This window comes from Methanoregula sp. (assembly GCF_049690535.1).
Classification (GTDB): Archaea; Halobacteriota; Methanomicrobia; order Methanomicrobiales; family Methanospirillaceae; genus Methanoregula.
Genome location: NZ_JBAVMX010000009.1, coordinates 1 through 24,762 on the forward strand (window position 1 = coordinate 1; position 24,762 = coordinate 24,762).

General features: G+C 58.2%; 28 protein-coding genes. 3 read left to right on the forward strand and 25 right to left on the reverse strand.

All coding sequences use genetic code 11. The features are described 5' to 3' along the window. The 5 genes from WCE46_RS00455 to WCE46_RS00475 form a co-directional block, all read right to left on the reverse strand. Positions 1-497 (reverse strand): pirin family protein (locus WCE46_RS00455; RefSeq protein WP_424731734.1); only part of this gene is annotated, 497 nt, incomplete at its 3' end. Then, positions 463-843: a pirin family protein gene (locus WCE46_RS00460; RefSeq protein ID WP_422175912.1), complete on the reverse strand. Its 381-nt coding sequence runs from the start codon at positions 841-843 to the stop codon at positions 463-465. The genes WCE46_RS00460 and WCE46_RS00455, both read right to left, overlap by 35 nt. Positions 844-941: 98 nt before the next feature. Continuing rightward, positions 942-1,367: a Rieske (2Fe-2S) protein gene (locus WCE46_RS00465; protein WP_424731735.1), complete on the reverse strand. Its 426-nt coding sequence runs from the start codon at positions 1,365-1,367 to the stop codon at positions 942-944. A gap of 36 nt (positions 1,368-1,403) precedes the next feature. Then, positions 1,404-2,105 carry a CDGSH iron-sulfur domain-containing protein gene (locus tag WCE46_RS00470; RefSeq protein WP_424731736.1) on the reverse strand — a complete coding sequence of 234 codons (702 nt, stop codon included), beginning with the start codon at positions 2,103-2,105 and terminating at the stop codon, positions 1,404-1,406. A gap of 120 nt (positions 2,106-2,225) precedes the next feature. After that, complete coding sequence (locus WCE46_RS00475; protein ID WP_424731737.1) at positions 2,226-2,660, reverse strand: ester cyclase; 435 nt, start codon at positions 2,658-2,660, stop codon at positions 2,226-2,228. A gap of 93 nt (positions 2,661-2,753) precedes the next feature. On the opposite strand from WCE46_RS00475, the gene WCE46_RS00480 reads away from it, so the two are divergent. Beyond that, positions 2,754-3,542 carry a TrmB family transcriptional regulator gene (locus WCE46_RS00480; protein WP_424731738.1) on the forward strand — a complete coding sequence of 263 codons (789 nt, stop codon included), beginning with the start codon at positions 2,754-2,756 and terminating at the stop codon, positions 3,540-3,542. A gap of 95 nt (positions 3,543-3,637) precedes the next feature. Here WCE46_RS00480 and WCE46_RS00485 read toward each other — a convergent pair whose 3' ends face one another. The 9 genes from WCE46_RS00485 to WCE46_RS00525 form a co-directional block, all read right to left on the reverse strand. Then, positions 3,638-4,255, reverse strand: coding sequence for an isochorismatase family protein (locus tag WCE46_RS00485; RefSeq protein WP_424731739.1), 618 nt, complete (start codon positions 4,253-4,255; stop codon positions 3,638-3,640). A 77-nt stretch (positions 4,256-4,332) separates the two neighbouring features. Then, positions 4,333-4,818, reverse strand: coding sequence for a hypothetical protein (locus WCE46_RS00490; protein WP_424731741.1), 486 nt, complete (start codon positions 4,816-4,818; stop codon positions 4,333-4,335). 33 nt (positions 4,819-4,851) lie between these two features. Next, entirely contained in the window at positions 4,852-5,319 is a 468-nt protein-coding gene (locus WCE46_RS00495) for a DNA polymerase ligase N-terminal domain-containing protein (RefSeq protein ID WP_424731767.1), read from the reverse strand. Continuing rightward, positions 5,229-5,867: a thiamine phosphate synthase gene (gene thiE / locus WCE46_RS00500; RefSeq protein ID WP_424731742.1), complete on the reverse strand. Its 639-nt coding sequence runs from the start codon at positions 5,865-5,867 to the stop codon at positions 5,229-5,231. The genes WCE46_RS00495 and thiE overlap by 91 nt, the downstream gene beginning before the upstream one ends. Before the next feature lie 10 nt (positions 5,868-5,877). Then, positions 5,878-6,678 (reverse strand): hydroxyethylthiazole kinase, encoded by an 801-nt coding sequence (gene thiM / locus WCE46_RS00505; RefSeq protein WP_424731743.1) that lies wholly within the window; start codon positions 6,676-6,678, stop codon positions 5,878-5,880. 131 nt (positions 6,679-6,809) lie between these two features. Then, positions 6,810-9,572, reverse strand: a complete 2,763-nt coding sequence (locus tag WCE46_RS00510) for an aminotransferase class V-fold PLP-dependent enzyme (RefSeq protein WP_424731744.1) — start codon at positions 9,570-9,572, stop codon at positions 6,810-6,812. Beyond that, positions 9,487-11,502 (reverse strand): M3 family metallopeptidase, encoded by a 2,016-nt coding sequence (locus tag WCE46_RS00515; RefSeq protein ID WP_424731745.1) that lies wholly within the window; start codon positions 11,500-11,502, stop codon positions 9,487-9,489. The genes WCE46_RS00510 and WCE46_RS00515 overlap by 86 nt, the downstream gene beginning before the upstream one ends. A gap of 88 nt (positions 11,503-11,590) precedes the next feature. Next, the gene (locus WCE46_RS00520; protein ID WP_424731746.1) at positions 11,591-11,833 is read right to left on the reverse strand and encodes a hypothetical protein; all 243 of its coding nucleotides are present in this window, start codon (positions 11,831-11,833) and stop codon (positions 11,591-11,593) included. A 92-nt stretch (positions 11,834-11,925) separates the two neighbouring features. After that, positions 11,926-12,540, reverse strand: coding sequence for an FmdE family protein (locus WCE46_RS00525; RefSeq protein ID WP_424731768.1), 615 nt, complete (start codon positions 12,538-12,540; stop codon positions 11,926-11,928). Between the two features lie 144 nt (positions 12,541-12,684). Between WCE46_RS00525 and WCE46_RS00530 the strand changes: the two genes are divergently transcribed. Together WCE46_RS00530 and WCE46_RS00535 are read left to right on the forward strand one after the other, a co-directional pair. Then, on the forward strand, positions 12,685-13,089 hold the full coding sequence (locus WCE46_RS00530; protein WP_424731747.1) for a pyridoxamine 5'-phosphate oxidase family protein: 405 nt from the start codon (positions 12,685-12,687) through the stop codon (positions 13,087-13,089). 314 nt (positions 13,090-13,403) lie between these two features. Further along, entirely contained in the window at positions 13,404-14,117 is a 714-nt protein-coding gene (locus WCE46_RS00535) for a hypothetical protein (RefSeq protein WP_424731748.1), read from the forward strand. Positions 14,118-14,323: 206 nt separating this feature from the next. Here the strand turns inward: WCE46_RS00535 and WCE46_RS00540 are convergent, their stop codons facing one another. From WCE46_RS00540 to WCE46_RS00590, 11 genes are all read right to left on the reverse strand, one after another. Then, positions 14,324-15,241 (reverse strand): AEC family transporter, encoded by a 918-nt coding sequence (locus tag WCE46_RS00540; RefSeq protein ID WP_424731749.1) that lies wholly within the window; start codon positions 15,239-15,241, stop codon positions 14,324-14,326. 195 nt (positions 15,242-15,436) lie between these two features. Next, on the reverse strand, positions 15,437-16,177 hold the full coding sequence (locus WCE46_RS00545) for an MIP/aquaporin family protein (RefSeq protein WP_424731769.1): 741 nt from the start codon (positions 16,175-16,177) through the stop codon (positions 15,437-15,439). After that, a complete protein-coding gene (locus WCE46_RS00550) occupies positions 16,177-16,389 on the reverse strand; it encodes a DUF2180 family protein (RefSeq protein ID WP_424731750.1) in 213 nt (70 codons plus the stop codon). The genes WCE46_RS00545 and WCE46_RS00550 overlap by 1 nt, the downstream gene beginning before the upstream one ends. A 35-nt stretch (positions 16,390-16,424) precedes the next feature. Then, positions 16,425-17,924, reverse strand: a complete 1,500-nt coding sequence (locus tag WCE46_RS00555; RefSeq protein ID WP_424731751.1) for a DUF2193 domain-containing protein — start codon at positions 17,922-17,924, stop codon at positions 16,425-16,427. 213 nt (positions 17,925-18,137) lie between these two features. Further along, on the reverse strand, positions 18,138-19,250 hold the full coding sequence (locus WCE46_RS00560; protein ID WP_424731752.1) for an aldo/keto reductase: 1,113 nt from the start codon (positions 19,248-19,250) through the stop codon (positions 18,138-18,140). Positions 19,251-19,362: 112 nt separating this feature from the next. Then, the gene (locus WCE46_RS00565; RefSeq protein WP_424731753.1) at positions 19,363-20,061 is read right to left on the reverse strand and encodes a flavodoxin family protein; all 699 of its coding nucleotides are present in this window, start codon (positions 20,059-20,061) and stop codon (positions 19,363-19,365) included. Between the two features lie 66 nt (positions 20,062-20,127). After that, positions 20,128-20,784: a flavodoxin family protein gene (locus WCE46_RS00570; RefSeq protein WP_424731754.1), complete on the reverse strand. Its 657-nt coding sequence runs from the start codon at positions 20,782-20,784 to the stop codon at positions 20,128-20,130. Between the two features lie 71 nt (positions 20,785-20,855). Next, positions 20,856-21,302 (reverse strand): VOC family protein, encoded by a 447-nt coding sequence (locus tag WCE46_RS00575; RefSeq protein WP_424731755.1) that lies wholly within the window; start codon positions 21,300-21,302, stop codon positions 20,856-20,858. Between the two features lie 124 nt (positions 21,303-21,426). After that, positions 21,427-22,842 carry an MFS transporter gene (locus tag WCE46_RS00580; RefSeq protein WP_424731756.1) on the reverse strand — a complete coding sequence of 472 codons (1,416 nt, stop codon included), beginning with the start codon at positions 22,840-22,842 and terminating at the stop codon, positions 21,427-21,429. Between the two features lie 26 nt (positions 22,843-22,868). Continuing rightward, positions 22,869-23,864: a 2-hydroxyacid dehydrogenase gene (locus WCE46_RS00585; RefSeq protein ID WP_424731757.1), complete on the reverse strand. Its 996-nt coding sequence runs from the start codon at positions 23,862-23,864 to the stop codon at positions 22,869-22,871. Positions 23,865-23,981: 117 nt separating this feature from the next. Then, positions 23,982-24,635 (reverse strand): tetratricopeptide repeat protein, encoded by a 654-nt coding sequence (locus tag WCE46_RS00590; protein WP_424731758.1) that lies wholly within the window; start codon positions 24,633-24,635, stop codon positions 23,982-23,984. Positions 24,636-24,762: the final 127 nt, after the last annotated feature.

The following is a 24,762-nucleotide window of genomic DNA, read 5'->3' on the forward strand; positions in this document are numbered from 1 at the left end:
TCATATTCATCAAATGCCTGTTGCAGTTCTTCCTGTGTGTTCATGACAATAGGGCCGCCCCATGCAATGGGTTCGCGGAGAGGTTTTCCCGAGAAGAACAGGAACCGCACGCCGCTTTTGCTTGCACGGACATCGACGACATCCCCGCTCTCACCAAATAACCCGATGGTACCGTTCTCCATCTCCTCTCCCTGATGCGGATCGAACCTGCCGCTGCCATGGATGACATAGACGGCGGCCATGTACCCGGGCCGTACCGGGTGGGAAAACTGAATAGAAGGTCCAAGAGAGATATCGAGATATTCCGGCCCTGCCATGATATCGCGGACCGGACCGGAAACACCGGCGATCGTCCCGCAGATGACTCTGATACTCGCACCGCCCGGCAGGGCGACCGTGGGGATCTCACCGGCCTTGATTTCCTGATACCGCGGATCCATCATCTTGTGCTTCCGTGGCAGGTTAACCCAGAGCTGGAACCCCCCCCATCCTGCCATTCACCGGCTTTGGCATCTCCTGGTGGATGATGCCGGAACCTGCCGTCATCCACTGGACGCACCCGGCATCGACCGTGCCGGCATGGCCCATGCTGTCGCCATGCTCGACAGTTCCCTCCAGCATATAGGTAACGGTCTCGATCCCCCGGTGGGGGTGCCAGGGAAAACCGGCCAGGTAGTCGGAGGGTCGGTCGGCCCGGAAGTCATCAAGCATCAGGAACGGGTCAAAGGCCGGAATCTCGCTGTAACCAAACGCCCGGTGGAGCCTGACCCCGGCTCCCTCCAGGGTCTCCCGGGAACGGGATGTCTTTACCATAGTTCTTGCCCGGTGCATATGGTCTGGCATAGGAAGAAAGGGGCAATAAATGTACGGGATGTACCAACCGGGAGACCGGTCCTGGCACCCGGTACCGGCCACAGAAGTTCGATCCGTGCACCGATCTCTTATGGTGTGCCTTTGGGGTCGACCAGGATATCGCTGCCCTCTTTTTTTACCGGGTAGATGGGCATATCATAGGTCTTTATCAGGCGCTGTTCATCGGCAATCCCCGCAAACATCTGCCCCACCTTCTCTTTCACCTTTTCGGGACAGCCGGTAAACATTTCCTTAAGACCCTCCAGTTCCAGGACCGGCCCGGACATCAGTTTTCCGCTGGTCAGATCGAACTGCGAGGCATGCATGGGGCAGGTCACGATCGTCCCCGTCAGGGAACCCCGGGAGAGCCGGGCGTTCTCGTGGCCGCACCGGTCCCCGATGGCATAGAATGTCCCGTTGACATTCACGACGCAGATCTCGGTCTCGCCGATCTCGACATGTTTCATAGTTCCGGCAGGTACCTCACCTGCTGTTGCAACCTTAACAAAACTCATGGTTATTTTCACTCCTCTCTGATCCTTCCTCTTTTGTCAGTGCTGTGCGTGGCTCCCGTCGCAGAACGGCTTGTTCTGCGATTTCCCGCACCGGCAGAGCGTGAGCCGGTTCCGGATATGATACGGTTTCCCGTCAGCAGATACCACCGGGATGCCGCCCCGCACCCAGAGCGGCCCGTGTTCCCCGCGCGGGGGATACTCGATAATGACAATGGATTTCTCCAGATCGGGCTCGATGGCCTTTCCGGTCTCCTGATCCTTCATGACAAGCCTGCCGGACGGGCAGTTGCAGGCCTCTTCGATGGCGATCTCCCGGGCCTCCGGGTTATCCGATTGTTCCGTCAGGTTCCAGATTCCGCCTGCCCGCATACAGAACCGGGCATGGACGCAGAGGTTCTCGTAATCGAGCAGTTCCAGGTTTGGGCCCCGGATGATCCTCGGGTGCCGGAGATCAGGCTCGTTTCCTGCGGTCTCTGTACCATCAAAGCCGATTTTCGCATGCATCCCGGTGCAGAAGGGTTTGTTCTCTGAATGACCGCACCGGCAGAGGGCATAGGTCTCCTGTACGGGAAACCTCTTTGCCTCCCGCCAGGTCCGGCAGTAGCCTTCGTCATCGTTGCAGATCTCCATCTGTATAAGCGGGACGCCCCCGGTCACGATATAAGGGCCGTTCTTTGTGACCGTGATCTTCATGCCGTCGTTTTTCTGTTCTCTGGATTTTTTATCAGTCTCTGTCATGGTATGCTACTGTTCCCTGTACTTGTCCAAAGCCCGCCAGATAACGCCGGGATCTGCCCGGGTACAACCCACCGTAAGGAGACCCCCCGGTCACTCCCGACACTCTTCCCGGTGAGATATTCACATCAGGCCGATCTGCTGCATTAAGGCGATCTTGTCGTAGAAGAGCTTCTCCTCGACGATTTCCCCATCCTTCCAGTGGGCAACAGTACAGAATTCGACCTTGAATTTCTTCCCGTTGGGCGGTATCACTTTTCCGTCCGGCGCGGTCATCGGGCCCTTAAACGTTCCCGTGAACTCGGCGACAGAGCACGTATAGTCCCCCTGGGCGAAGAAGATCTTGTACGGCCGGTTCCCGACCTTGTTATCCGGGAAGATCTTAAAGAAAGCGATCGCTTCATCCTTGTGTGAGTGGCGGCCATGGGTCGGTTCTGCCTGTGCTGGCCAGAAGACATCGACATCCTTTGCGTGGCGTTTCTCGAATGTTGCCCAGTCCTGGGAGTTCCAGGCATCGTCCAGCGTCTGCATGAGACGCATATTTTCTTCGACTGACATGGTTCTTCACCTTTATTACGATCGTGAATTGCCATGGGGGCTCTTAATTGTTTTGTAACTTATATGCGGTGAAATGGTGTAGTATATCGTACAATGACCACGGACCAGAAAACGATCGCCCTGCTCCAGACCCTCGGGCTCTCCGCGTACGAGGCAAAAGCCTACGCTGCCCTGGCACGGATCGGGAGTACGACCCCGTTTGCTCTTGCCGAGGAGGCCGGGATCCCGCGCACCAAGATCTACGACACCATCAAGCGACTCGAACGCGAGCACTGGATCACCGTCGAGAAGGGGAGGCCTGGGAAGATCACGCCGGTCTGTCCCGGCGATGCGATCGGCAGCCGGAAGTCTGCCCTCCTTGCCGGGATCGACCAGATGGCCAACGAATTTACCATGACCTACGAGAAGCGCACGGAGGTAAATCCCCCCAAGACCAGTATCGTACGGGGTATCGGCAATATTACGATCAAGACGGCCGATATGATGAGGCGGGCAAGGACGAGCCTCTATCTGTTTGGCACCCTGTACTACCCGGAAGAGCTTGAACCGATCAAACAACAGCTCGACGCTGCAAAACGAAGAGGCGTCATTCTCCGGATCTCGTCGAATAACCCGGTGCGGACAAAGGAGAAGATCCTCGATGTCCGCGAATCCTTTTCCCGGGTGACAAAGGACTTCCAGACCGCCCCGGAGCCGTTCATCCGGACCCTCACCATTGACGGCCGCGAGATGCTGATGATGTTCCCGCTGCCAGAGGATGAGTCAGCGGACCGGGCAAACCTGGTCGCGCTCTGGATTGAGAACGAGATGGTGACAAAAGCGATCAACAATGCCTTCAATATCATGTGGGCAAATCCGGAATGGACCGGGAATTCTGCATAGCGCACAGGGTCAGGGTTTTTCACGCCGCAGCTCATGCAAAAAAGAGGAGGGCACCGGCAGTGATTGCCGCTGCCCGACGGTTTTTTTCGAGGGTGTTACTGTCTCCCGAGGCCGATCATGTACCCGTACCGGGAATAGACTTCCTTTACCAGTTCGCCGGCCTTCGGGTTGGCCCAGTCGTGCATCCATTCAGAGACCAGTGATTCAACGGTGATCGGAACGACCCCGGCCTGGAGCATCCGTTCGATCCCGTACCGGTGGGCATCGGGCGTGGAATCGCCCCCTGCATCCATCAGGCCGTAGACCTCGTACCCTTCCCTGATGCCGTGCAGGGCTGTATAGGCAAAACACATGCTCGTCCAGAGCCCGGAGACCACCAGTTTCTTTCGGCCGGTCTTTTTGAATGCGTTCAAGGTCTTTTCATCCTCGAAAGCATCGAAGCTGGGTACCGTGCGGGCGTACACTTCCTGGCCCGGGAAGAGGTTTGTTACTTCGGCAAGGAAGTTCCCGTTGCCCGCCGGGTTGATCGTCGAGAGCACGACAGGGATGTTTAAGATGCTTGCAGCCTTTGCAGCGCAGTATGCTGCATTCCGGATGATCGTCTTGTCTCCCGATGCCACGCCGGCATACATCGTGGGCTGGTAGTCCACGAGGACGAGTGCGCTGTTCTTGTCGCTCAACAACTCCAGTTTTCCGTCTTTTGGGTTTGGCATTCCTGATTCCCCCATTTTTAGTATACCAGTGAATCCCTCCCCAATACTAAATAGGTATTGACCACGGCAACGGAGACTTACCCGATCACCGCGGTATCGTTTCCGGTATCCCAGCCGATGACCCGCTCCGCATGCCCGAGCGTATCACCGGTTGCCCTGTCAATAAGGTCGAGCGTGATATGGACCGGGGGGCGCATGCCGCTCTCGTTCTCCCCGACATAGGTCCAGTATACCTTTGTCCCGTTTCCACTTGCGGACGTATTACCCAGTTCCCGGACCTTGTAGTCCGGGGCGCTCCAGCCAACGAAGTGGCCGTAGTCTGTCTTCCAGACATACATGAGGGAGTCTTGGGGGAGGGTGCCATTAATCTGCGGGGTGAGCCCGATACCCGGGGCCGACGACATGAGCACGGTATACCGGGTGATGTCCGGCTGGATGGAGACGGTGACGGAGGTTCCCGCAGTCGGAAGATCGGTACGGGCAGGCGCGATCGTGCTGCAGCCCGCCCCGAGAATGAAAAGGACGGCGAGGAGGAGTGCAGGGAAGGCGAAGAGAATCTTCATGCACTCATCGTCGGCGCCCCGGGATAAAATGTTTCAGGCGTCCTTCCCTTTCAGGACCAGCCAGTTCTTCTCCCCGGCTTTTTTGAACCGGAGCAGCACGTACTTCCCCGAAAAATGCCTGCCGTGCAGCACGACTTCTATCCGCTCATCCGTCCATTCGAGCGTCTCGTACGTACCCGCATCTGCGATTTTCACTTCTCCCGCGCCATACTGCCCTTCCGGGATCGTCCCCACGAAGTCCCCATAGGAAAGCGGGTGATCCTCGACCGCAATCGCGAGCCGCCGCTCGCCGGGGGTCTCCGGTAATCCTTTCGGGACCGCCCAGCTAACGAGCACACCGTCCCGCTCCAGCCGGAAGTCGAAGTGGTGGTGCTGCGAGAAATGCTCGTGGAGCACGAAGGTATCGCCCGTCATCGCCGTCGCTCCTGTTTTGCCGCGGTGATCCGGTCTTTGAGGTCCCGGGCGGCAGCGGTAATATCCGGCTGTCCGACTACCGCCGATATCACGGCAACGCCGTCCGCTCCCGCCCCAATCACCAAACTCACGTTATCCCTGCTGATTCCCCCGATAGCAAGCACCGGGATTGAGACTGCCTCTTTCATCTCCCGCAGGACAAAAAGACCCTGGCCGGGGCCGGCGTTGTCCTTGGAGGTGGTGGAAAAGACGGGGCTCAATACCACGTAATCTGCCCCCGCCTCTTCGGCTGCGACCGCCTCCGCGACCGTCCCTGCCGAGATGCCGATGATAAACGGCCGGGGCGCGATCTGTCGTGCCACATCCACCCGCAGGTCGCCCTGCCCGAGGTGCACGCCGTCTGCCCCGCAGGAAAGCGCAACATCCAGCCGGTCGTTCACGATAAAGAGCGTCCCGGATGCTCTCGTGATCACCCGGATCTCCCGGCCGGCCCGGCAGAGGTCCCGCATGCTGCAATACTTGTCCCGGAGCTGTATCGCATCGGCACCTCCGGCGCAGGTGAGCCGTGCGATCTCCGCGTGGGAATGTCCCCGTCCAAGGGTTTCATCGGTGACAACATAGAGGTCGAGTGCCATATGGTTCCGGTCACGCAGATTTTACCCGGGCCCCGGCCCTGATGTCGGCGGGGGTAAGTGCTGCCATCTCGTCAAAGAGCGCCGGTTTGAACGATCCGGGTCCCTGTGCCCGTGCCGCTGCCCGCTCCCCGGCAAGCCCGAACGCCGCAAGGGCCGTTGCCGCAGCCATTACCGTATCTTTTTCAACCGCTGCGCAGACCCCGGTGACCGAGGAGGCCATGCAGCCGGTCCCCGAGATCGTGCCCATCATCGGGTGGCCGTTTTCGACAAAGAGGACGCGTTTCCCGTCGCTGACAATGTCCGTCGCCCCGCTGGCGACAACCGTGATGCCGGTCGATTCCGCAAAGTCCCGGGCGATGCTGACAATGTCACCGCAGACACCGGCCGAGTCTACGCCCCGTACCTTCGCATCCGCACCGGCAAGCACCCCGATCTCCCCGGCGTTGCCCTTGATAATGGCGATCTCCAGTTCGTCAAGCAGGCGCCGGGTGCTCTCGGTCCGGAGCCGTGTTGCTCCCGCCCCGACCGGGTCAAGGATGATCGGTATCTTGCGGTCGTTTGCAGTTTTCCCGGCGAGGATCATGCTTTCGATGATCCCTGAGTTGAGCGTCCCGATATTGAGGACAAGGGCCCCGGCAAACCCTGCCATCTCGCCGGCCTCTTCAGGGGCATCCGCCATGACCGGCGCCCCGCCGGCACAGATGGTGATATTGGCGCAGTCGTTAACGGTCACGTAGTTGGTGATGTGATGGACGAGGGGATGCTGCTCCCTTGCCCGCGAAAAGATATCGGAAAAGATCTGGTTGTCCATGCCGTTTCACGTGTTCCCCGCACGGTGCTTCCCGTGCAAACCGTACACGAGTATGGGACGGGGGGCGTAATAAACCGTGGCAGAGCGGCAACAACGCCGGAGAACTAAAAAGAGTTCTCCCCGGTCCCTTTTTACCGGGTGAGTTCTTCGAGAGTTGCCACCAGCATGTCGCATTCCTGCCGGGTGTTGTAGAGCGCAAGGCTCGCCCGCACGGTCCCGTCGGGAATCCCGAGACTCTCAACGAGCGGCTGGCAGCAGTGGTGGCCGGACCGCACCATGATATCTGCCGTCTCGTCCATCTGCTGGGCCACCTCGTGGGGATGGAAGCCGTCAACCGTAAATGAGACAACCCCGATCCGGTGTTCCGGTTTCTGCGGGGCAAAGACATGGACTTTGGGGTTCTTTGAGAGGCCGGTGATGAGCCGGCTCGTAAGATCGGTCTCGTACCGGTGGATCTTTTCCATCCCGATTGCCTGGAGATAGTCCACCGCGGCGCCAAGACCGATGCCCCCCGCGATATTGGGCGTCCCTGCCTCGTACCGCTGGTAGCCCTGTGCCAGCGTGCAGCCGTCGCTCGTCACCGCCTCGACCATGCCGCCGCCGAGAACGGACGGTTCGATGCAGGGCTCCTTCATCCAGAGTACCCCGGTGCCGGTCGGCCCGAGCATCTTGTGGCCCGAGAAACAGTAGAAATCGCAACCAAGTTTTTCCACGTCCACCGGCAGGTGCGGGACGGCCTGTGCCCCGTCAACGAGGAGAAACACGCCGTGATCGTGACAGACTTTCGCGATCTCCGGTATCGGTGTAACGACGCCGAGCACGTTTGATGCCTGCGTGACCGCCACAAGCCGGGTGGAATCCGTGATCGTCCGTTCGAGCGCAGCAAGGTCGAGCGAGTAATCCGGGGTGATCCCAATAATATCAGTGGCAACTCCCCTTTTGGAGAGATTTCTCCAGGGAAGCAGGTTCGAATGGTGTTCGAGGATCGTTGTCGCGACCCGGTCGCCGGATTTCCAGATCATGCCCTGCGCAACCATGTTCACCGATTCGGTGGTATTTTTCGTAAAGACCGTGACACCGTTCTTGCCGCCGATGAACTCCGCGACCTTCTCGTGGGCGTGCCAGTACCGCTGGCTCGCGATACTCGTGAGCCGGTGGACGCCCCGGCCCACGTTTGCCCGGTACCGGTGCTCGAACTCGACCTGTGCCGCGATCACGGGTTCAGGAGAGAAACTGGTCGCTGCATTGTCGAGGTAGATGATATCGCCGAGGATGGGAAAGTCCCTGCGGATCGCCTCCACCGTATATCCCCCGGTCTCCTGTGCTTCCATTGCTGGTTCCATGGTTTTCTCTCCTGCTATTTCAACCGTTTCTTCCCGTCCTGCCGGCGGTTCTGCCTGCAGGGTATAATCGTCCCGCACCGGGATCCCCCGGTCCCGGCAGAGTTCCCGCATCTTGGGCGGCAACGCCTTCCAGCGCCAGAGCCCCCATTGTGCGTATGCATCGGGAAGACCCCGCTTTTTTGCGTACTCCGTGAGAACCGCATCCCAGCGTCGGGCATAGTCCGGGTGCATGACCTTAAGGATCTCGTACTCGCTCTCGAGCATGGATGGGCAGACATAGCACCCGATCCTCTCGATCCCCTGCTCGTAGAGCGGGTTCATCGCGGCCTTCTGCCACCAGAGGTAGAGGAAGACTTCGAGCGCCCGCCAGTTCCGGATAGGGGAGATGTTGAGCTGGAGGGGATTGGCCGGGTTCTGGCTGGTCTCTTCGAGCCCCGCCCGGTTCCACGATTCGTACCACCGGTTGCCCTGCACCGTGACGCAGGCCCCGATCTCCGCAAGGTGGAGCTTGAGCGGCCGCAGTTTGAGGAGCTTGCAGCACCACCGGTTATCCTTTCCCGGTGGCCCGGCCTTATCGACCGCCTGCCAGAAGTCCCCGGCCTTCTCGATCACCGGGACGCCCTGCGATTTCACAAACGCGATGGTCTCGGGAAATTCGATACCGGTATCGAGGAAGAACGCCTCCGTCACCCCGGCCTTTCTCGCGAGCGTGAGCACCGCCGTGCTATCCTTACCTCCCGAGAACGAGACGTTACACTTCGGCCGGTCGTGGATGTGCTGTTTTATCATCCGGACTGATGACCGTTCGAGGTTTTTAAGATGGTACCGGTTCTGCTCCACGACCTGTTCCCAGTCTGGGTTTTTCCCGGTCCGGAGATCGACCGGCATGAGTTCCTTGACCCGGATCTGCCCGTCTTTTACCACCCCGGTCCCGAACCGGGTCCTGAACTTCACGATCACGGTGCCGTCGGGCCGGGCCTCTTTGAGCCGGAACTTCTTTCCCCCCATCCGCCCGGCCCCTCCGGGGGTATCGATGCCTGTTTCGAGGTCAACGATTCCCTTGGTCACGTGCTTAAGGATATAGGGCAGCGCCTCGGGGGCGATATCGAGCGAGAATTTCCGGGTCACAGGATCGAAGGTGAGCCAGCCGAACCGGTGCCCGTGGGCGATCACAAGATCGGCCCGGTCCACCCCGCCGGTCTTGTTGAGGAGGAGAACGGACGGGATCGGGACGTTCCCGAACTGTTCGTGAACGAGGTTTTTAATGAGTGCCATATCCGCAGAAAGCGCCGGGCGTACGTCGTAAGGCTGGAGGAGTTCGATCTCCCGCCCGTTTGCGCCGCAGGAACAGGTCCTGCCGATCAGCGGGACGTTGCACTGGTCGCACCAGTAGAGGTACTTTTTTACCGGCGGCTCGTGTATCACACTCACATGATTTGAGCCCGGGGGAGATAAGAGGAACGCTTCAGGAACTCCCGTGACGGTGGCGGCTGTCCGGTCCCGTTGGCTCTCCAGCAGGAGACCGGATGTGCAGCCGCTCGTAGAATACATCCATGCCCGGTTCTTTCCCGAGGAATCCTTTAAGGAGTATCGTCCCGTCCTGCATGTTCCCCTGTTCGAGGATCCAATGCCGGTATGCAGCACCGGTGGCGGGATTGAAAAGCCCGTCTTGTTTGAACCGGGCAAAGACGTTTAAGGCGTAGACCTCGGCCCAGAGGTAACTGTAATACCCGGCATCGTACCCGCCCATGAAATGCCCGATGGTCGCCGGTTCGTGACCTTCCTCAAGCGGCGGGATGCCCATCAGGTCACGGTAGACCTTGTCTGCAATCCCCTTGACATCGACCGGCCCATCTGCGGTGTGGAACGCCATGTCCTCGGTTGAGATCACAAGCATCCGGGTATACTTCAGGCCGGCATCGAGATCGCGGGCGGCGATGATCCGGTCGCGGAGCGCTGTCGGGAGTTTTTCCTCCGGGTTCGCATAATTCCCGGAGATTGCGTCAAGCACTGAAGGTTCCCAGACCCAGTTCTCCAGTGCCTGTGACGGGGTCTCGACAAAGTCCCACTCGACACTCGATCCCGCGAGGCTTGCATAGGGCACCCGGGTCAGGCTGCCGTGAAGCGCGTGGCCGAACTCGTGGAAGAGCCCCTCGACATCATCGTGGGTTAACAGCGATGGGATATCCCCCGATGGCGCCCGGAAGTTTCCGACGATAGCGGTGACCGGCACCGTGTAATCCACCCCCGTTGCCCTCCCTGACAAAAGGGGCACCATCATCATGTGCCCGTACTTCCCGTCGCGGGGGAACATATCAAAGTAAATGTATGCGATCGTCCGGTCGTCAGCGGCGTTGATGACCTGGCAGAGTTTCACTCCTGGGGCCCAGACTTCGGCATTCGTCACTTCGGCAAACCGGACCCCGAAGAGCGGGCCGAAACAGTCAAACATGCCCTGTACGACCCGTTCGAACGGGAAGTACTTCCGGATCTCTTCATCGTCAAGCGCAAACTTCCGCTTCCGTTCCTGCTTGGTAAGATATGCAAGATCCCACGGCTCGATGCGGTCTGCCCCCGGTTCCCGTTCCTTTTTGAGCGTCAGCAGCATGGGGAGGTCATGACGGATCTTCTCCTTTAACGGTGCCTTTAACCCGTCGAGGAAGGCAAGCACCGTTGTAGTGCTCTTTGCCATCCGGCCATCGAGCCGGTAATCCGCCCAGCTCGCATAGCCCAGTTCCTTTGCGCACTGCCGGCGCACCTCTATGGCCCCGGTGAGGAGCCGGGTGTTTGCCTCCGCCTGCCGGTTGACAAATGTGGAGTACAGCCTCTTCCTCGTCCCGGCGTTGTTCGCGTTCTGCATCACCGGGATGTAATCCGGGTACTTGGTAGTGATCCGGAAGAGGCCGCTGTCCGTTTGCGCAAAGGTGGCAAGCGCTTCTTTGGGAACACCGTCGAGTTCTGCCGCGGAGAAATCAACGGAACTCGTGTCATTGTTGAGGTTTGCCGTAAACTCCACTTCGAGTTTTGTGAGTTGCTCTTTTTTGGCACGGACGACCGCGAGCCGGTCGTCGGGCAAGGCAAGCCCGTTCTTTTTGAACTGCCGGAGGGTTTCTGAGAGGAGCCGGGACTCTTCCGGTGTCCGGGGGGTGGCAGTTTTTATTGCGTCGTAGAGGTCCCGTCGGGTAAAGACACTGACCACAAACATCCCCGCCTTCTCCTCGCATGCCGAACCTTCCGCAGCAATTTTCGGGTCAGGGTACACGTAGCCCATGAGAGTCAGGGGCAGGGTAGCGTCGCCAAAGTCCGTCATGGCGGTTTCAAAGGCGAGCAGCGTGGTATCGGTGGTTCTCTTTTCATGGGGCAGGGCAGCGATCCGGGCAAGCGAAGCGGTTGCGGTACTGACGGCTGCATCGCACAGGGCCGTGATCTCGCCGGGTAGGTACCGGGATTTTATCGGGGATGCTGGAACAGGGGATGTCATGGAACACGCTCGGGAACAGGAAAGTGGATAAACCTGCCTTGTACTGGGATGCAGAAGGGTAAAAGAGGTGGTTTAGCGTCAGGTACTTTCAGGTTCCGGCCTCTGCAAGGGCAGTGCGGATCTGTCCCTTGACCTCATCAGGGATATTGAGCCCGTCCAGTGCCCGCAGCAGGAGGAGCCGAGCCATCTGCTGGCCGCCGGGAGTTGAGAGATATGAATCGATTGCATCTTTCCCCTGGGGAGAGGAGAGGAACTTACGTATGGCCTCCTGCCCGTTGGGGGAAGCAAGGTATCCTGCGACCATTCCCTGTATACCGTCCATTGCGCCCATCTGGTGTCACCGTACGAATACAAATACTGGAGCAGAAGACCAGATAAATACACCAGAAATTATCCCTTTACGGGCAGGATGGAAGAAAAAAGTTACCAGCCCCTGCTGTACTCACCGGCGCAGGGGATGCAGACAATCTTCCCGTTTTTGACCCGGGCCCGGTGCTCGGCCACCATCTCGCCGCAGGTGGCGCACGGCACCGACCCGGAGATCCGAGCCCGCTCGGGGATCCCGGACCGTGCCTCTTTCTCGATAAAAAGCTCGCCAAATGGGATGGTGAGGATCTTTTTGATTATCGCTGCCTGCCGTCCCTCAAACTCTTTTTCCTCGGCAGGGGTCGCTTTCCCGCTCTGCACCTTTTTCCGCAGTGCAGCGGCCTTGGGATCGAGCCTTTCGGTGAGCGGTTCAGGGCGCTGGACGAGCCGGATCGCGGTCCCGGTCTTCCGGTTGATGAACGTGTACGCATGCTTGCCGATGTCCTGCATGATCAGGTTGCCCTTCCCCACCGAACAGCCGGCAATAGCCTGAACGGCATCGACCCCGCAGGCGTCATTCTCAACAATGGCGACCAGATCCTCGTCTGCTGAACGCTCTGCATTAAGACGTTTCATGGCATACTCTGCCGCACGGTAGCCGAGTGCAAGGCCGGGGCAGGTGTGCCCGTGGAAGGCGACGGCATCCTCGTAGGAATGGAATGACCGGGTCATGATCTTCACGAAATCTCTTGACTGTAAAACGGTAAAACCGTTTCGTCCGCAAATATCACGGTCATCCGGCTGTACAGGTACACTTTTCTAAACACTAAGGTATATACGAACCGGGCGCAGAGGAAGAGATTGGTGTAATTTACCATGGTCAAACTAACCGCAGAGATGAAAGAGGCCTTTTTGAAAATGAAGGTCTTCCCGGTTGCGACCGCAGCAAAAGACGGCACGCCAAACGTAGTTCCCATTGGTATCGTCGACCTCGCGAGCGACGACACGATCTGGATCACGGACAATTTCATGAACAAGTCGCTCGAGAACCTCAAATCGAACCCGAAGATCGCGATCTACATCTGGGGCCCTGAGATCAAGGGCTGCTTCCAGATCAAGGGCCACGTCACCATCAAGACAAGCGGCAAGGAGTACGATGAGATGAAGGCGAAGATCAACAAGAAGAACCCTGCCCTTCCCGCACGGTCGCTCCTTATCGTGAAGATCACCGATGTCTTCGAGTGCAAACCCGGGGCAACCGCCGGGGCAAAATTAGTTTAATCTTTTTTTGAGGCTGTTTGGATACTATCCTGCCGGATCCCTGCATTTAATAGAGAGGGAATATGACGGTTTTTTGTGGGGGCAGTATTCCTGTACCGGACCGTGACCAAGATCTCATATCATCCTGTCCTGAGATACCCGGGAAACGGGCGTTCCGTCACGTAGTATGGGGGTGTCACACGTTGCACACCGGGATAACCGGCACACCGGCAGACCGCCATTTCAGGAATGTTTATATGACAAAAAGTAAAATAAACTATACAAGGTGTGGGGCTAACATGCCACATCTGAATTCCATCACGGAGAATGATCGAATGAAAACATTTACTTCAATGGCAGGGAGCCTCGGGGTGCTCCTGCTCGTCCTTGCTGTTCTCGGGCTCGGTATCAGCACAGTCAGTGCGGCGGCAGGCACGTCATCCTCGGCCGACATCACCACCCTGCACGGCCATGGTTCGGGGCATCATTTCACCTCAAACAGCACCCGGCAGAACGCCTTTTTGAAAACCAACACGACGGCAGCAGGTGCGTGGCTTGCGGCGCATCCCGGAGCCAAAGGACAGTTCGGCAATATGACCCATGAGAAGAACGGCCCAGGTTTTGCCATAAATGCAACCGCCCAGCAGGCGCGTCTCCAGTCCTTTATCACGCAGCTCCAGAACAAGGGTGTTGATGTAAGTACGATACAGACTGCGCTCACGAACAATGACATGACGACGGTAAATTCGTGGATAAAGTCGTATATGGAAGCGCACAAAGGAACATTTGGCAACACCACTCACACGCAGAGAGGTCATGGGTTTACGGTCAATGCAACCGCCCAGCAGGCGTATCTCCAGTCCTTTATCACGCAGATCCAGAACAAGGGAGTTGACGTAAGTACGGTACAGACTGCGCTCGCAAACAATGACACAGCGACCGTGAAATCGTGGCTCACATCGTATTTTGCCTCTCACCCGGGTGTATATACCAATTCCACCCGGTCGCAGGGACACCTGTGGAACAGGTCCGCCACTCAGTCGTCATAAGGGATCAATCCACCCCACTCTTTTTTTCGTCCGTTATGCGGGATCTGAACCGTACCTGTGCCCGGTTTCCATCTCTCCACGTGGTTTACCTGACGATGGGGCTGGCACGTATACTCATTCTGGAGTTACCACGCACCTCTGGCCGGGGCGGATCTTATGGTACCAAAGGACATGGGAGCAGGCCGGGGCCTGCCGGGAAATGCACCTTAAAAGAGCAGGAATTCGAGGAGAGGAATCGTTGCAAGACACAAGAGCGTCGAGATGAAGACGCCCTGCGAGGCAAGGGTTGCATCCACCTTGTACTCTTCTGAGAGCAGCACCGAGTTTGCCGCCACCGGCATTGCGATCATGAGCACGGCAACGCCAAGCAGCAGGTGGTCGGACACAAACGGTGAGAGGATCAGGAATGCTGCCACCGGGAAGATGACGAGCCGGAGCGCTGTTGTAAGGTAAATCCTCCAGTCTCCGGCCAGCCGGTGTAAGGGGAGGGTTGCAAGCATGGCGCCGACCACAATCATGGCGAGCGGCGTTGTTGCCGAGCCGATCAGCTCAAGACCCGACTGGACCGGGGAGGGGAGGGTGTACTGGCAGAGGAAGAGTACAAGCCCCAGGACTGCCGCCACAAGGCCGGGGGAGAGGAGGACTTTTAAGTCAATCTTCCCGGGCCGGCCCCGGGCAAGCAGCCAGACGCCGAGGGTAAAGACCAGGAAGTAGAACGGGACGTTAAAGAGGATCACGTAAAAGAGCGAGCTCTGGCCGAGCACCGCAAGGGCCACCGGGATCCCCATGAACATGGAGTTAGGGAAGACCAGCATGAACTGGAAAACCCCTTTTTCTTCAGGAGTGGCGGGGAGGAACCGGCAGAGGATGAGGCCAAAGGCAAACGCGGCAAGGTAGTACGCCACCGCGACGATCAGCATCTGGTCCACGATCCCCATGGTCTTTGCCGTTTCGGGGACCTGCATGCTCGCGATGGTCAGGGCCGGCAAAGAGATATTTACCAGGATATGGGAGATGAGGTGGATGTGGTTGTCCTTGATAAGACTGTACTTCCGCGTCCCGAACCCGACCGCGATCAGCACAAAGAGAGTGGCTATCGCAATTACGACGGTGAGAAAGTCCATGTCCGACATCCCCAGTTCTAGTTTTAAAGTGCAGTCAGAGTGTCCCAGATCCCCATCTGCCGGGGCTTTGAGGGCAGTTGCAGCACATACTTTCTGCTGGATCGGGCATATACCTTGTCAAGGTTGCAGGGGACCGGACCGGCCTTCTTTCGTTTCCGGGAAAAAAGGGAGGGTTCTCTCCGGGAACCTCACGGGTTAATCCGCGGTAATTTTTGTGTAGAACAACGCGGCAGCCACGGCCCCGATGATTGGGCCGATGACATAGATCGGGAAATATTCCCAGAGATTTGCGCCGCCGAGCAGGCCGTCCATCACGTACGGCCCGAAGGTCCGGGCCGGGTTGAGTGACCCACCGGTAATGTTACCGGCCATAGTGATCAACCCGGCAACCGTAAGCCCGATGACAAGGCCGGCAATGCCTGGCGTGGCACGCGGGTCCACCGCGACGCCCATGATAGCGAGCATCAGGACAAATGTCGCGATCGCCTCGACGAGGATCGCCTGCCCGTACCCGATTCCCGGGAACGGCGAAGTGGCCCCGAGCCCGCCGATCGTGACCGCAGATGCCCCGAGAGTCAGGAACAGGAGCAGGCTCCCTGCGACTGCCCCGATGCACTGCGAGACCACATACCCCGCTGAATCGACAGACGGAAACCGTTTTGTTGCCCACAGGGCGATGGTCACCGCCGGGTTGATATGGGCACCCGAGACCCGGCCGAGCGTGTAGATCACGGCGGAAATAATGATCCCGAACACGAGGCCGATCGCGAGCCAGTCGCCAAGCCCCCCTAGTTCCCCGATCCCGACGTTAAATGTGGTTGCGGGTTTTGTACCGGCCGCGAGCAGCAGTGTGATCACGGCGGCTCCCGTACCGAAATAGACCAAGAGGAACGTCCCGACCCCTTCCGCGATACAACGGGAGGAGAGAGACGCCATCACGTGCCCTCTCCGTACGCAGCACTGCAGTCCGGGCAGAGCATCCGTGGCATCTTTTTGGGCAGCTTACGGGAGGGGAGGGGGTATCCGCCCTCCCAGACGTCGATCTCTTTCCGGATGGTATGCTTCATGCAGGTTCCCATGCCGCAGACGATGCAGACAGCAACCGCGTCTGCATCCTTTCCCTCCTTTGCACACACGTAGCACTTCATCTTTCTTCACTTCCTCTCTTTCCCGACTGGATGCATTAAACTGCATCCTTCCACTGGCAGGAGCAGTGCCGGAAGTCCATGAGGGCGGCGGATGCACAATCCTTGCAGATCCGGGCAGGGGCCGCGGCGACGGTCTTGTTGAGCGCGATGATGTTTGTCATCAGGGTCGCGGTGACCGGTTCACTCGTTAAGAGGCACGGGTAGTCGGCAAGGCGCATCATCGCCGAGAACCGTACGGTCATCGCACAGGCAGGGTATGCGTACCGCTGCGGGTTGGCGATTACATCATTCTTTAAGATCGGCGCAAGGTTCACGCCAAACCCGCCGACCTTGGGGGTAAGGGGCCCGGGCGTTCCGGCCTGCATACGGCGGGCCTTGTCTACCAGTTTCCAGCCCCGGTACACCATATCCATGAAGTCGCAATTATGCAGTTCGACGGCGGCACCCCGCTTGGGGTACAGCTGGACATAGTTGTGGTATCTTTTTGTGAGCATGTCCACGACCATGATCGCATTGAACCCGTCGAGTTCGAGCAGGTACTCGGCGGCACTCGCGGAGGACCCGGTCGCAAGTGCGAGGACTTCGTTCTCGGTTTTGATCTTCGGCGCCGCGGCATGGAGCGTCTTGTCCATCACTTCGGTCACTGCCTCAATCACCGCCATGATTACGTCATCCTTGCACATGTTGTATGTGGACTGGGAGATGTGGTGTGCGATATCGCCGACACAGTAGGCGGGCACAGTCACGATGTTCCCGTAGTGGACATCATCGTCAATGGCGGCCTTTACCGCCCCTGCCATCTTCGTGCGGTAATTTTTCATATACTTCCGACAGTCAAACGAGGACTGGCCGACGCTGTCCATAAGTTTTGCCTGGGCCACAACCGGCGTCTCGTAGATAGACTGAATCATCGAGACCTCTTTTTTGACCGCATCGGCAAGGGTCGCGCCGCCCTCAACTGCGTGGGCAAAGACATCCCCTATGCCGTACGAAGTGTTCATGCCCCACGATTTTGCCGCGAGGATCGCCTGTTTGTGGGCAACCGGGATCTTTGTTGTTTTGAGGATCTGGTTAACAATATTGCTGCTGCTGCCCGGGATCAGGGCAAAATCCACAACGCAGGTCGGGCCGTAGAACCCCGCGTAGCGCCGGGCCGATTCCTTTCCGATCAGGGCTTCTGCCTTCCCGACGGCCTTAACAAACATGTCCACGCTCTTTTTGAATGCAGGATCCTCATCGTAGAGAATCTCCATGATGACCGGTGTCTGGTAGTGCTCGACAAATGGGTCGTCCTCGGGCCGGATGGTGGTGGTGAGGCTCTTTAAGATGGTATAGTGGGCGTTGACCGAGTCCTTGTGCAGGGCAAAGACCGCTTTGCTCTGGGCCCCTGCCGGTTTCATGCCCTTTACAGCATCGACGTAAGCTTTCGTGTCGTCAATGACAAATTTCTGTCCACGTTTCTTTTTGATCTGGTTCACGTCGGCGTGCTGGGCAGCCATCGCTTCGGTGATCATTTTTTTTACGATCTCCTGCATACGTCTTAACTCCCTGGCACCGCACACGAAGGGGTGCCTGTAAGGGAAGGATGGTGCGATCAGCTATAATATCTTTCAGTCCGGCTGTATCACGGCGTCAGCCGGTAGTATTCTCGGGATTTTGGGGAATCCGGCCTGCACCACGTCAAAAAGAGATCCATCGGACCTGATGAAGGGATCTCCGATGGATTCAGGAAGGTGGACAGCGTTGGGTTATTTCCCGAAATATTCTGCAACCTTTTTGAGATGCTTCTGTATCGGGAGACCCTGGGGGCATTTTTCCTCGCACTCGCCACACGCAAGGCAGCAGGAGGCAAACGCGGGAATGCCGCCGAATATGCCGCCAAGAGCCCAGGCATAGATCCCACCTGAATGCTCCTTTGCGTCGTAGATATGCGCCTGGTTGTAGAACTCAAAGCACCCGGGGATATTCACGCCGTTTTTGCAGGGCATGCAGTAGTTGCACCCGGTGCAGGGGATCTTTATCCTTGATGCCAACTCATCCCTGACATTTCCGATGACCGCAAGGTCTTCGCGGGAGAGCGAGCCGGGCAGGCCTTTCTGTGCGTACGCGATGTTCTCTCTTGCCTGCTCCATGGTCGACATGCCGGAGAGGACAACCGTGACCGCGGGGTGGTTCCAGACCCAGCGAAGGCCCCATTCTGCCGGGGTACGCCGGACCTTTGCACGGTCGAAGATCCCCTGTACCCCCGGGACGTCCTTTGCCAGGAGGCCGCCCCGGAGCGGCTCCATCACGACAATGCCAATATCCCGTTCTGCCGCGTAATCCAGTCCCTCGGTACCTGCCTGGTACTTCTCGTCCATGAAGTTGTACTGGATCTGGGCAAATGTCCATTCGTACGCATCGACAATCTCTTTAAAGAGCGGCAGGGCGTCGTGGAACGAGAATGCGGGGTACCGGATCCTGCCGTCGGCAACCGCCTCATCGAGGAAATCGAGAACCCCGAGCCGGGCCGTCGTCTCCCACGTTGTCTGGTTGAGTCCGTGGACAAGGTAAAAGTCGATGTGATCGGTCCCGAGGCGTTGGAGCTGCTCGTTGAGGTACCGGTCCATATTCTCTCTTTTCGCGATTAGCCAGCTCGGGAGCTTGGTCGCAAGCTGCACCTTCTCCCGGTAGCCGTCACGAAGTGCCCTCCCGACGACCAGCTCACTCTGCCCCTCGTGGTATGGGTACGCGGTATCGATATAGTTGACCCCATGGTCGATCGCGTACCGGATCATCTTTGTTGCCTGTGGTTCATCGATCTGCCGGTCATTTTGCACCGGCAGGCGCATGCACCCGAACCCGAGGATCGAAAGATCCATGGGTGCCCTTGGAAATTTCCTGTACAGCATCGAAGTCTCTCCTGAACGATTGTCCGTGTATCCCGGTAAGATGCGGGGATATGAATGCTTTTCCGGCTTTTTTTGCCACCTGTCAGTTCCCTTTTTTGAGGCTGCAGGCAAGGCGGAGCGAGCTGTTCACCATGTCGGTGAGGTCTTCCTGCGTGTACGGGTTTTTGGTGATCTGTTCCCAGTCCCGTGTCGTGTCCTCGTTGTTCTCCCCGACCCACGAGGCGATCGAGACCTCGGGGCTGTGGAAGCCCATCCAGGCAAAGAAATTCAAAAGGTTCCCCGCCACGTGCTGCATCCCGTCCACGTGGCCGATGATGATGAGCGCTACGACCTTGTTCTTGATCATCCGGTTGCCGAACCATGAGTACTGGTTCTCGATGCAGTTCATCCGCTCGATGAACTTCTGGACGAGCGCCGAGTGGTTGTTCCACCGGATGGGAGTCGCGAGAAAAAGGACATCGCAGTCGAGGACGGCCGTATACACCGTATCCATCTCGTCATCCTCGTACTTCATCGAGGACTGGCAGGGATACGTGCAGTACTCGGGGTTCTCCGAGTAGTTGCCCTCACAGTCGTAGATCTTCAGGTCCTTGAGCCTGATGAACTTCGTTTCGCAGCCAAGACTTTTGCACCGGTCGAGCGCCTCAAGGAGCAGCCGTTCGGACTTTGACCTGCCCGGTTCCTGCCGGCTCGACCCCGAGATCCCGAGCACCCGGGTGCCTTTCACGTTTTTGGGGTCAGGTGCGGTGATCGCACCAACACCGATTTTCCGTCCGACCATGGGAGATGGCATACGGTAGTGTAGGTGCGGGAATTAATATGGATTTGTCCTTTTGGGACGGGTGCATCATGCCAGATTCTTCCGGGCTAACCGCGCCCCCATCCCGTAAGCCTTTTTGCAGTCCTCCGGAAAAACAGTCTTTTTGCGCTCTGCTTTTTTCTTTGCGTCAAACATCGTGCAGAGCACCTTTGAATAGTCCTTAAACTGGTACGTATCGTACGCACAGAGGTGCTCTGAGTACCCGAAGAGAGCGGAGAGGACGTTTTCGTTTGCTGCAAAGTGCAGATTATAGCCATATTCCTTCACGTGTTCCTCCGGGATGTTCATCGTGTAGATGAACCCTGTCGGGATCTTCCGGGGGAACAGGGTGCCGTGCGGCAGGGTGTAGGTCAGGTACGGGAACATCAGCCGTTCCAGGAATGACCGCATCATACCGGTATCGGTCCCGAAATAGATCGGCGATCCGAGAATGATCGCGTCTGCGTCTTTTTCGATTTTTTCAAGCAGGGGGGTGATGCCGTCTTTTACCGCACATCTCCCGTAACTCTTCCCGCCGAGCGTTTTGCAGGCAAAGCAGCTGGTGCATCCCGTATACTCCCGATCGTAGAGGTGGACAATCTCGGTCTCTGCCCCCTCCGATTCCGCCCCCTTAAGGGCGTGTTCCAGAAGCGTTGCCGTATTCCCGTGTTTTCGCGGGCTTCCGTTGATGCCGATAACATACATGATTTACACTCCTTTTCTGTTCCATCGACCGGCCCGTTCCTTCGGGACCAGCTCAGGGATATATGGAAAGATCAGAATGCATTCTCCTCAAGGAATTCTATGACTTCGCCGTTCGGTCCATAGACAAGGGCATTTTTTACCTGTACAGGGGGATGGCCCAGTTCAAGGGTCACCGGAGGGACGCAGGAACGGCAGCCAAACGCCAGCGCCTCATGGTAGGCCTGTTCTGCATCGTTCACGGTCACGGCAAAATGCAACAGGGCACCACCGACCGGTTCTTCCCCCGGTCTTCTCGTCCGTCCCTCCGATGCGACATCTGCGTCGCGATCGAAGATCTCGATAAACCCGTTTCCATCGCTGGTCCTGAGCATCGCGACCTGTCTGATATTCCGGTCGGGGTTCGACCAGGTGTGCCTCATGGTGCAATTGAGTACTGTCGTGTAGAACCTGACCGAATCTTCGAAATTTTCTGCCCGTATGGCAATATGATGGATTCCCTTGACATTCTTCGCATTCACCAACTCTTTCCCCCTCCCGTGTAGTATGACTGGTTGTTGGTACCGACACTACAAATAGGGAGTAGTGCATCGTTTGGGACATACTTCCCGGGAGGATACCATGGCAGCGAGATACCTGTATGCACTATCTTCTGTACGTGAGCGCTGCGGCAGCAAAACAGCAGAGCCCGCCGGCATACATCGCATTCCCGAAAATAGCCGGGAGCACCGCGGCCCCTGCGTCAAGGATGGCGCCGGTGTACCCGAGGCTGTCGAGCTGGAGGACCAGAAGAATGCTTCCCGCGGATATGCCGAGCATGATCCCGAGGTCCTGCAAAGTGACAAGAATGCTCGACGCGATCCCTGACTTGTCGGCCGGCAGGGCGCCCATGATCTCAATTACGTTGGGGCCCTGGAAGACCGACCGGAAGAGCCCGGCAAGGACGAGTGCGACCACAATGAGGGGGACATCCTGCGTGGCAAACCCGTAGCCGCATATAAGAAACGCACCGCCCATCCCCGCGACACCCACTGCCGGGTAGTTCTTCGAGGGGAATGTATCGTATGCCCACCCGAAGACCGGGGCGCTTGCGATCATGGCAACCGGCATGACAAAGGCCATGAATCCTACCTGCGTGGGCTTCCATCCCATGACCCCTTCGAAGTAGAACGGCAGGATGATCAGGAGGATGAACGTCGCAACAAAGTAGAGGATGAGGCTTGCGGCCGGCATCACGAAGCGCCGTTCCGAGAAGATGGAGAGGTCAACGAGCGGGGAGGAAGCGGTACGCTCCCGGGCTACAAACGTGGCGAGTGCGGCACAGGAAAAAACCGCGTACCCGGTGAGATACATCACGTTTACCGGAGGATTTGCGAGCTCGTTTAAGGAGAGGGCAAGGCCGGCCATCAGCACGATGAGAAGCACGATGCCGGGCCAGTCGAGCCGGGCAATGCTCCCGCCGGCATCCCCGAATCTGAGGTAGCGGAGGGTCGGGACGAGCAGCGCGAGGCCGATGGGGACATTGACAAAGAAGATAAATGGCCAGCCAAAGGCTTCGACAAGGATACCCCCGAGCGCCGGCCCGATGATAAGGCCAAGGCCGATGGTTGCCGTCACGTACCCGAGTGCCTTTCCCCGCTCGTGGAGAGGGAAGACCTGCATGATGATCGCCATGGAAATGGACATGAGCATCGCCGCCCCGATCCCCTGGACGATCCGGGATGCAATAAGCATCGGGAGCGAGCCGGCAAGCCCGCAGGCAGCGGAGCTTGCCACAAAGAGCAGGAGGCCGAAAATGAAAAGCCGGGACTTGCCCAGAGCCGGGGAGATCGTGCCAAAGATGAGCACCGTGGCGATGATCGTGATGATGTACGCGGTAGCGATCCACTGGGACTGGCCGAGCGGGACATGAAAGGCGCTCGTGATTGTCGGGAGCGCGATGGCGACGATGTTATTGTCAAGCACCGCCATGAACTGGCCGACAAGTACGACCAGCAGGATGATGCCGCGGTGTGCGTAGGCGAAGTCTGCCGGGGTTGTCCGGTCACCGTGTTCTGTCATGGTCATTTCCGTGAAAAGCGGTCTGCCTATCGCATGACCGTTTGGCCCGGTCGCGCCTTGCGCAGCCGGTCGGGTGCATTGGCGAGGTACAGGGGTTTTTCCCCGGCCGCGTACCGCTTCATGTTCTCCGCGAACGCCCGGGCAATGCCCTCGTACGATACGTCCGTGACACCTGCGGTGTGAGGTGTTGCGATCACGTTCTCGGAGAATATCGGGTGGCTCATGTCCACCGGTTCCTCCCAGAAAACATCGAGGCCGGCGCCGGCAACATGTCCGCTTTTCAGGGCAGCAAGCAGAGCGTCCGGGTCGATGAGGCCGCCCCGGGCCACGTTTATGAGATACACTCCGGATTTCATGGCTGCGATTGCTGCTGTGTCGATGAGGTGGAACCGGTCCGGTGTGTAATTAAGCGAGAGCACCACATAATTGGCCTCGGCAAGTGCAGCAGGAATCTCGGCAAGGGAATACTGGCGGGCGATCTCTATGTCGGGCACCGTCCGGCCGGGGTGGTCATCCACGGTTGTGATCCGGACGCCAAAGCCGGCGAGCCGCCGGGCGAGTTCCCTTCCGATCCCGCCGAGGCCCACAATGCAGACTTTTTTTCCGAGGAGCGCCTGTCCCTCGGGAGATCCCCACGGGAGGGGTCTGTTTTCTTCCCGTGCCCGTGAAAGCCGGTTCCAGTTCCGGGAAAGCATGAGCATGAAGAGGATCGCGTGCTCGGCAACCGAGGCTGCGTTGCCGGACTCTTCGCTCGGGATCCTCGCGACCATGACACCGTTTTTTGTTGCCGCCCCGATGTCCACGCTCTCAAGGCCCACGCCAAACTGCTGGATAAGCCCGAACGTGCCCTTCCTGATGAGCTCCTCGTCCACCCGGTTCACGGTCGGCACGACCACGTCCGCCTCCGCGATGTGCGGACCGAGCTTGTCGGGGGGGAAAGCGAGGAGCTCGTCATCCGGGAGAAGGGTGGCAAGCTGCCTCCGGGCCTCAGGGAAGCCCTCGCCGCAGAACAGGATCTTCATACGTATTTCCGGTAGGTATTCCCGGGTGATCAGTGCATCGGTCCGGGCAGAAACAGACGGGTATTTCGGCACCCTGGCAGGGCTCACAGCGTTGCCGGAAAAGATATCCCTAGTTCCTTATGCAGATGTCCGAAGAGCGGCAATGAGGTTCTGCTCATCACCGCCTGCCTCGTACTGGTCAGCCGCCAGCGTCCGGGCCGAGACCGCCGCTGAGAGCCGGGGGTCGAGCTTTTCCGCCTGTGCGTACTCGTCAAGCGCTTTCCGGTAGGAGTCCAGGGAATCGAGGAAGATGACATGCTGTTCCTGGTATTGTGTGGCGGCGAGCATGAGACAGGCATCCCCATCCCGCAGCATGATCTGTGCGTTCTTTGGCTGGATCGAGAGCGCGGTATCGTAATACGAGATCGCCCCCGGGTAATCCTCGTTCCAGTAGGAGAAATCCCCCATACGGACCAGGATTTCCGGGTCATTGGGGTTCGAGGAGAATAACTGCTGGTAGATCTGCCCGGCTTCTCCTGTCTGCCCGGTGTGTATCAGAGCCTCGGCTTTCTTTTTTAACAGGACAGGATCACCCGGATTTGCGGTTAAGGCATCGTCATACAGAATGAGGGCAATCCCGGACTGGTTTACCAGCATGAATGCATCTCCCGCAGTGGCCTGGCCATCCTGCACGATACCTGCCGGTGTTACTCCCGGGGCAAGAATCGGGAGGACAACGACGATCCCGGCGATGAACGCAAGGGCCAGCAGGAGAATCCATTTCGTTTGCATGGTTTGTTCACGTGTTCCCTCGTGAAGGGAAATGCAGCATTTCTGTACCTATCATCCATCTCCCCGTTCATGGGTTATTAACCAGACGCTTTTTACCGGGAGAAAATTTTGATAAAAAACCGTGTCG

Coding starts and splice junctions, on each gene's coding strand:
- WCE46_RS00460 (WP_422175912.1), bottom strand. CDS start 843: ATGCCAGACCATATGCACCGGGCAAGAACTATGGTAAAGACATCCCGT.
- WCE46_RS00465 (WP_424731735.1), bottom strand. CDS start 1,367: ATGAGTTTTGTTAAGGTTGCAACAGCAGGTGAGGTACCTGCCGGAACT.
- WCE46_RS00470 (WP_424731736.1), bottom strand. CDS start 2,105: ATGACAGAGACTGATAAAAAATCCAGAGAACAGAAAAACGACGGCATG.
- WCE46_RS00475 (WP_424731737.1), bottom strand. CDS start 2,660: ATGTCAGTCGAAGAAAATATGCGTCTCATGCAGACGCTGGACGATGCC.
- WCE46_RS00480 (WP_424731738.1), top strand. CDS start 2,754: ATGACCACGGACCAGAAAACGATCGCCCTGCTCCAGACCCTCGGGCTC.
- WCE46_RS00485 (WP_424731739.1), bottom strand. CDS start 4,255: ATGCCAAACCCAAAAGACGGAAAACTGGAGTTGTTGAGCGACAAGAAC.
- WCE46_RS00490 (WP_424731741.1), bottom strand. CDS start 4,818: ATGAAGATTCTCTTCGCCTTCCCTGCACTCCTCCTCGCCGTCCTTTTC.
- thiE (WP_424731742.1), bottom strand. CDS start 5,867: ATGGCACTCGACCTCTATGTTGTCACCGATGAAACCCTTGGACGGGGA.
- thiM (WP_424731743.1), bottom strand. CDS start 6,678: ATGGACAACCAGATCTTTTCCGATATCTTTTCGCGGGCAAGGGAGCAG.
- WCE46_RS00510 (WP_424731744.1), bottom strand. CDS start 9,572: ATGTATTCTACGAGCGGCTGCACATCCGGTCTCCTGCTGGAGAGCCAA.
- WCE46_RS00515 (WP_424731745.1), bottom strand. CDS start 11,502: ATGACATCCCCTGTTCCAGCATCCCCGATAAAATCCCGGTACCTACCC.
- WCE46_RS00520 (WP_424731746.1), bottom strand. CDS start 11,833: ATGGGCGCAATGGACGGTATACAGGGAATGGTCGCAGGATACCTTGCT.
- WCE46_RS00525 (WP_424731768.1), bottom strand. CDS start 12,540: ATGACCCGGTCATTCCATTCCTACGAGGATGCCGTCGCCTTCCACGGG.
- WCE46_RS00530 (WP_424731747.1), top strand. CDS start 12,685: ATGGTCAAACTAACCGCAGAGATGAAAGAGGCCTTTTTGAAAATGAAG.
- WCE46_RS00535 (WP_424731748.1), top strand. CDS start 13,404: ATGAAAACATTTACTTCAATGGCAGGGAGCCTCGGGGTGCTCCTGCTC.
- WCE46_RS00540 (WP_424731749.1), bottom strand. CDS start 15,241: ATGGACTTTCTCACCGTCGTAATTGCGATAGCCACTCTCTTTGTGCTG.
- WCE46_RS00545 (WP_424731769.1), bottom strand. CDS start 16,177: ATGGCGTCTCTCTCCTCCCGTTGTATCGCGGAAGGGGTCGGGACGTTC.
- WCE46_RS00550 (WP_424731750.1), bottom strand. CDS start 16,389: ATGAAGTGCTACGTGTGTGCAAAGGAGGGAAAGGATGCAGACGCGGTT.
- WCE46_RS00555 (WP_424731751.1), bottom strand. CDS start 17,924: ATGCAGGAGATCGTAAAAAAAATGATCACCGAAGCGATGGCTGCCCAG.
- WCE46_RS00560 (WP_424731752.1), bottom strand. CDS start 19,250: ATGGATCTTTCGATCCTCGGGTTCGGGTGCATGCGCCTGCCGGTGCAA.
- WCE46_RS00565 (WP_424731753.1), bottom strand. CDS start 20,061: ATGGTCGGACGGAAAATCGGTGTTGGTGCGATCACCGCACCTGACCCC.
- WCE46_RS00570 (WP_424731754.1), bottom strand. CDS start 20,784: ATGTATGTTATCGGCATCAACGGAAGCCCGCGAAAACACGGGAATACG.
- WCE46_RS00580 (WP_424731756.1), bottom strand. CDS start 22,842: ATGACAGAACACGGTGACCGGACAACCCCGGCAGACTTCGCCTACGCA.
- WCE46_RS00585 (WP_424731757.1), bottom strand. CDS start 23,864: ATGAAGATCCTGTTCTGCGGCGAGGGCTTCCCTGAGGCCCGGAGGCAG.
- WCE46_RS00590 (WP_424731758.1), bottom strand. CDS start 24,635: ATGCAAACGAAATGGATTCTCCTGCTGGCCCTTGCGTTCATCGCCGGG.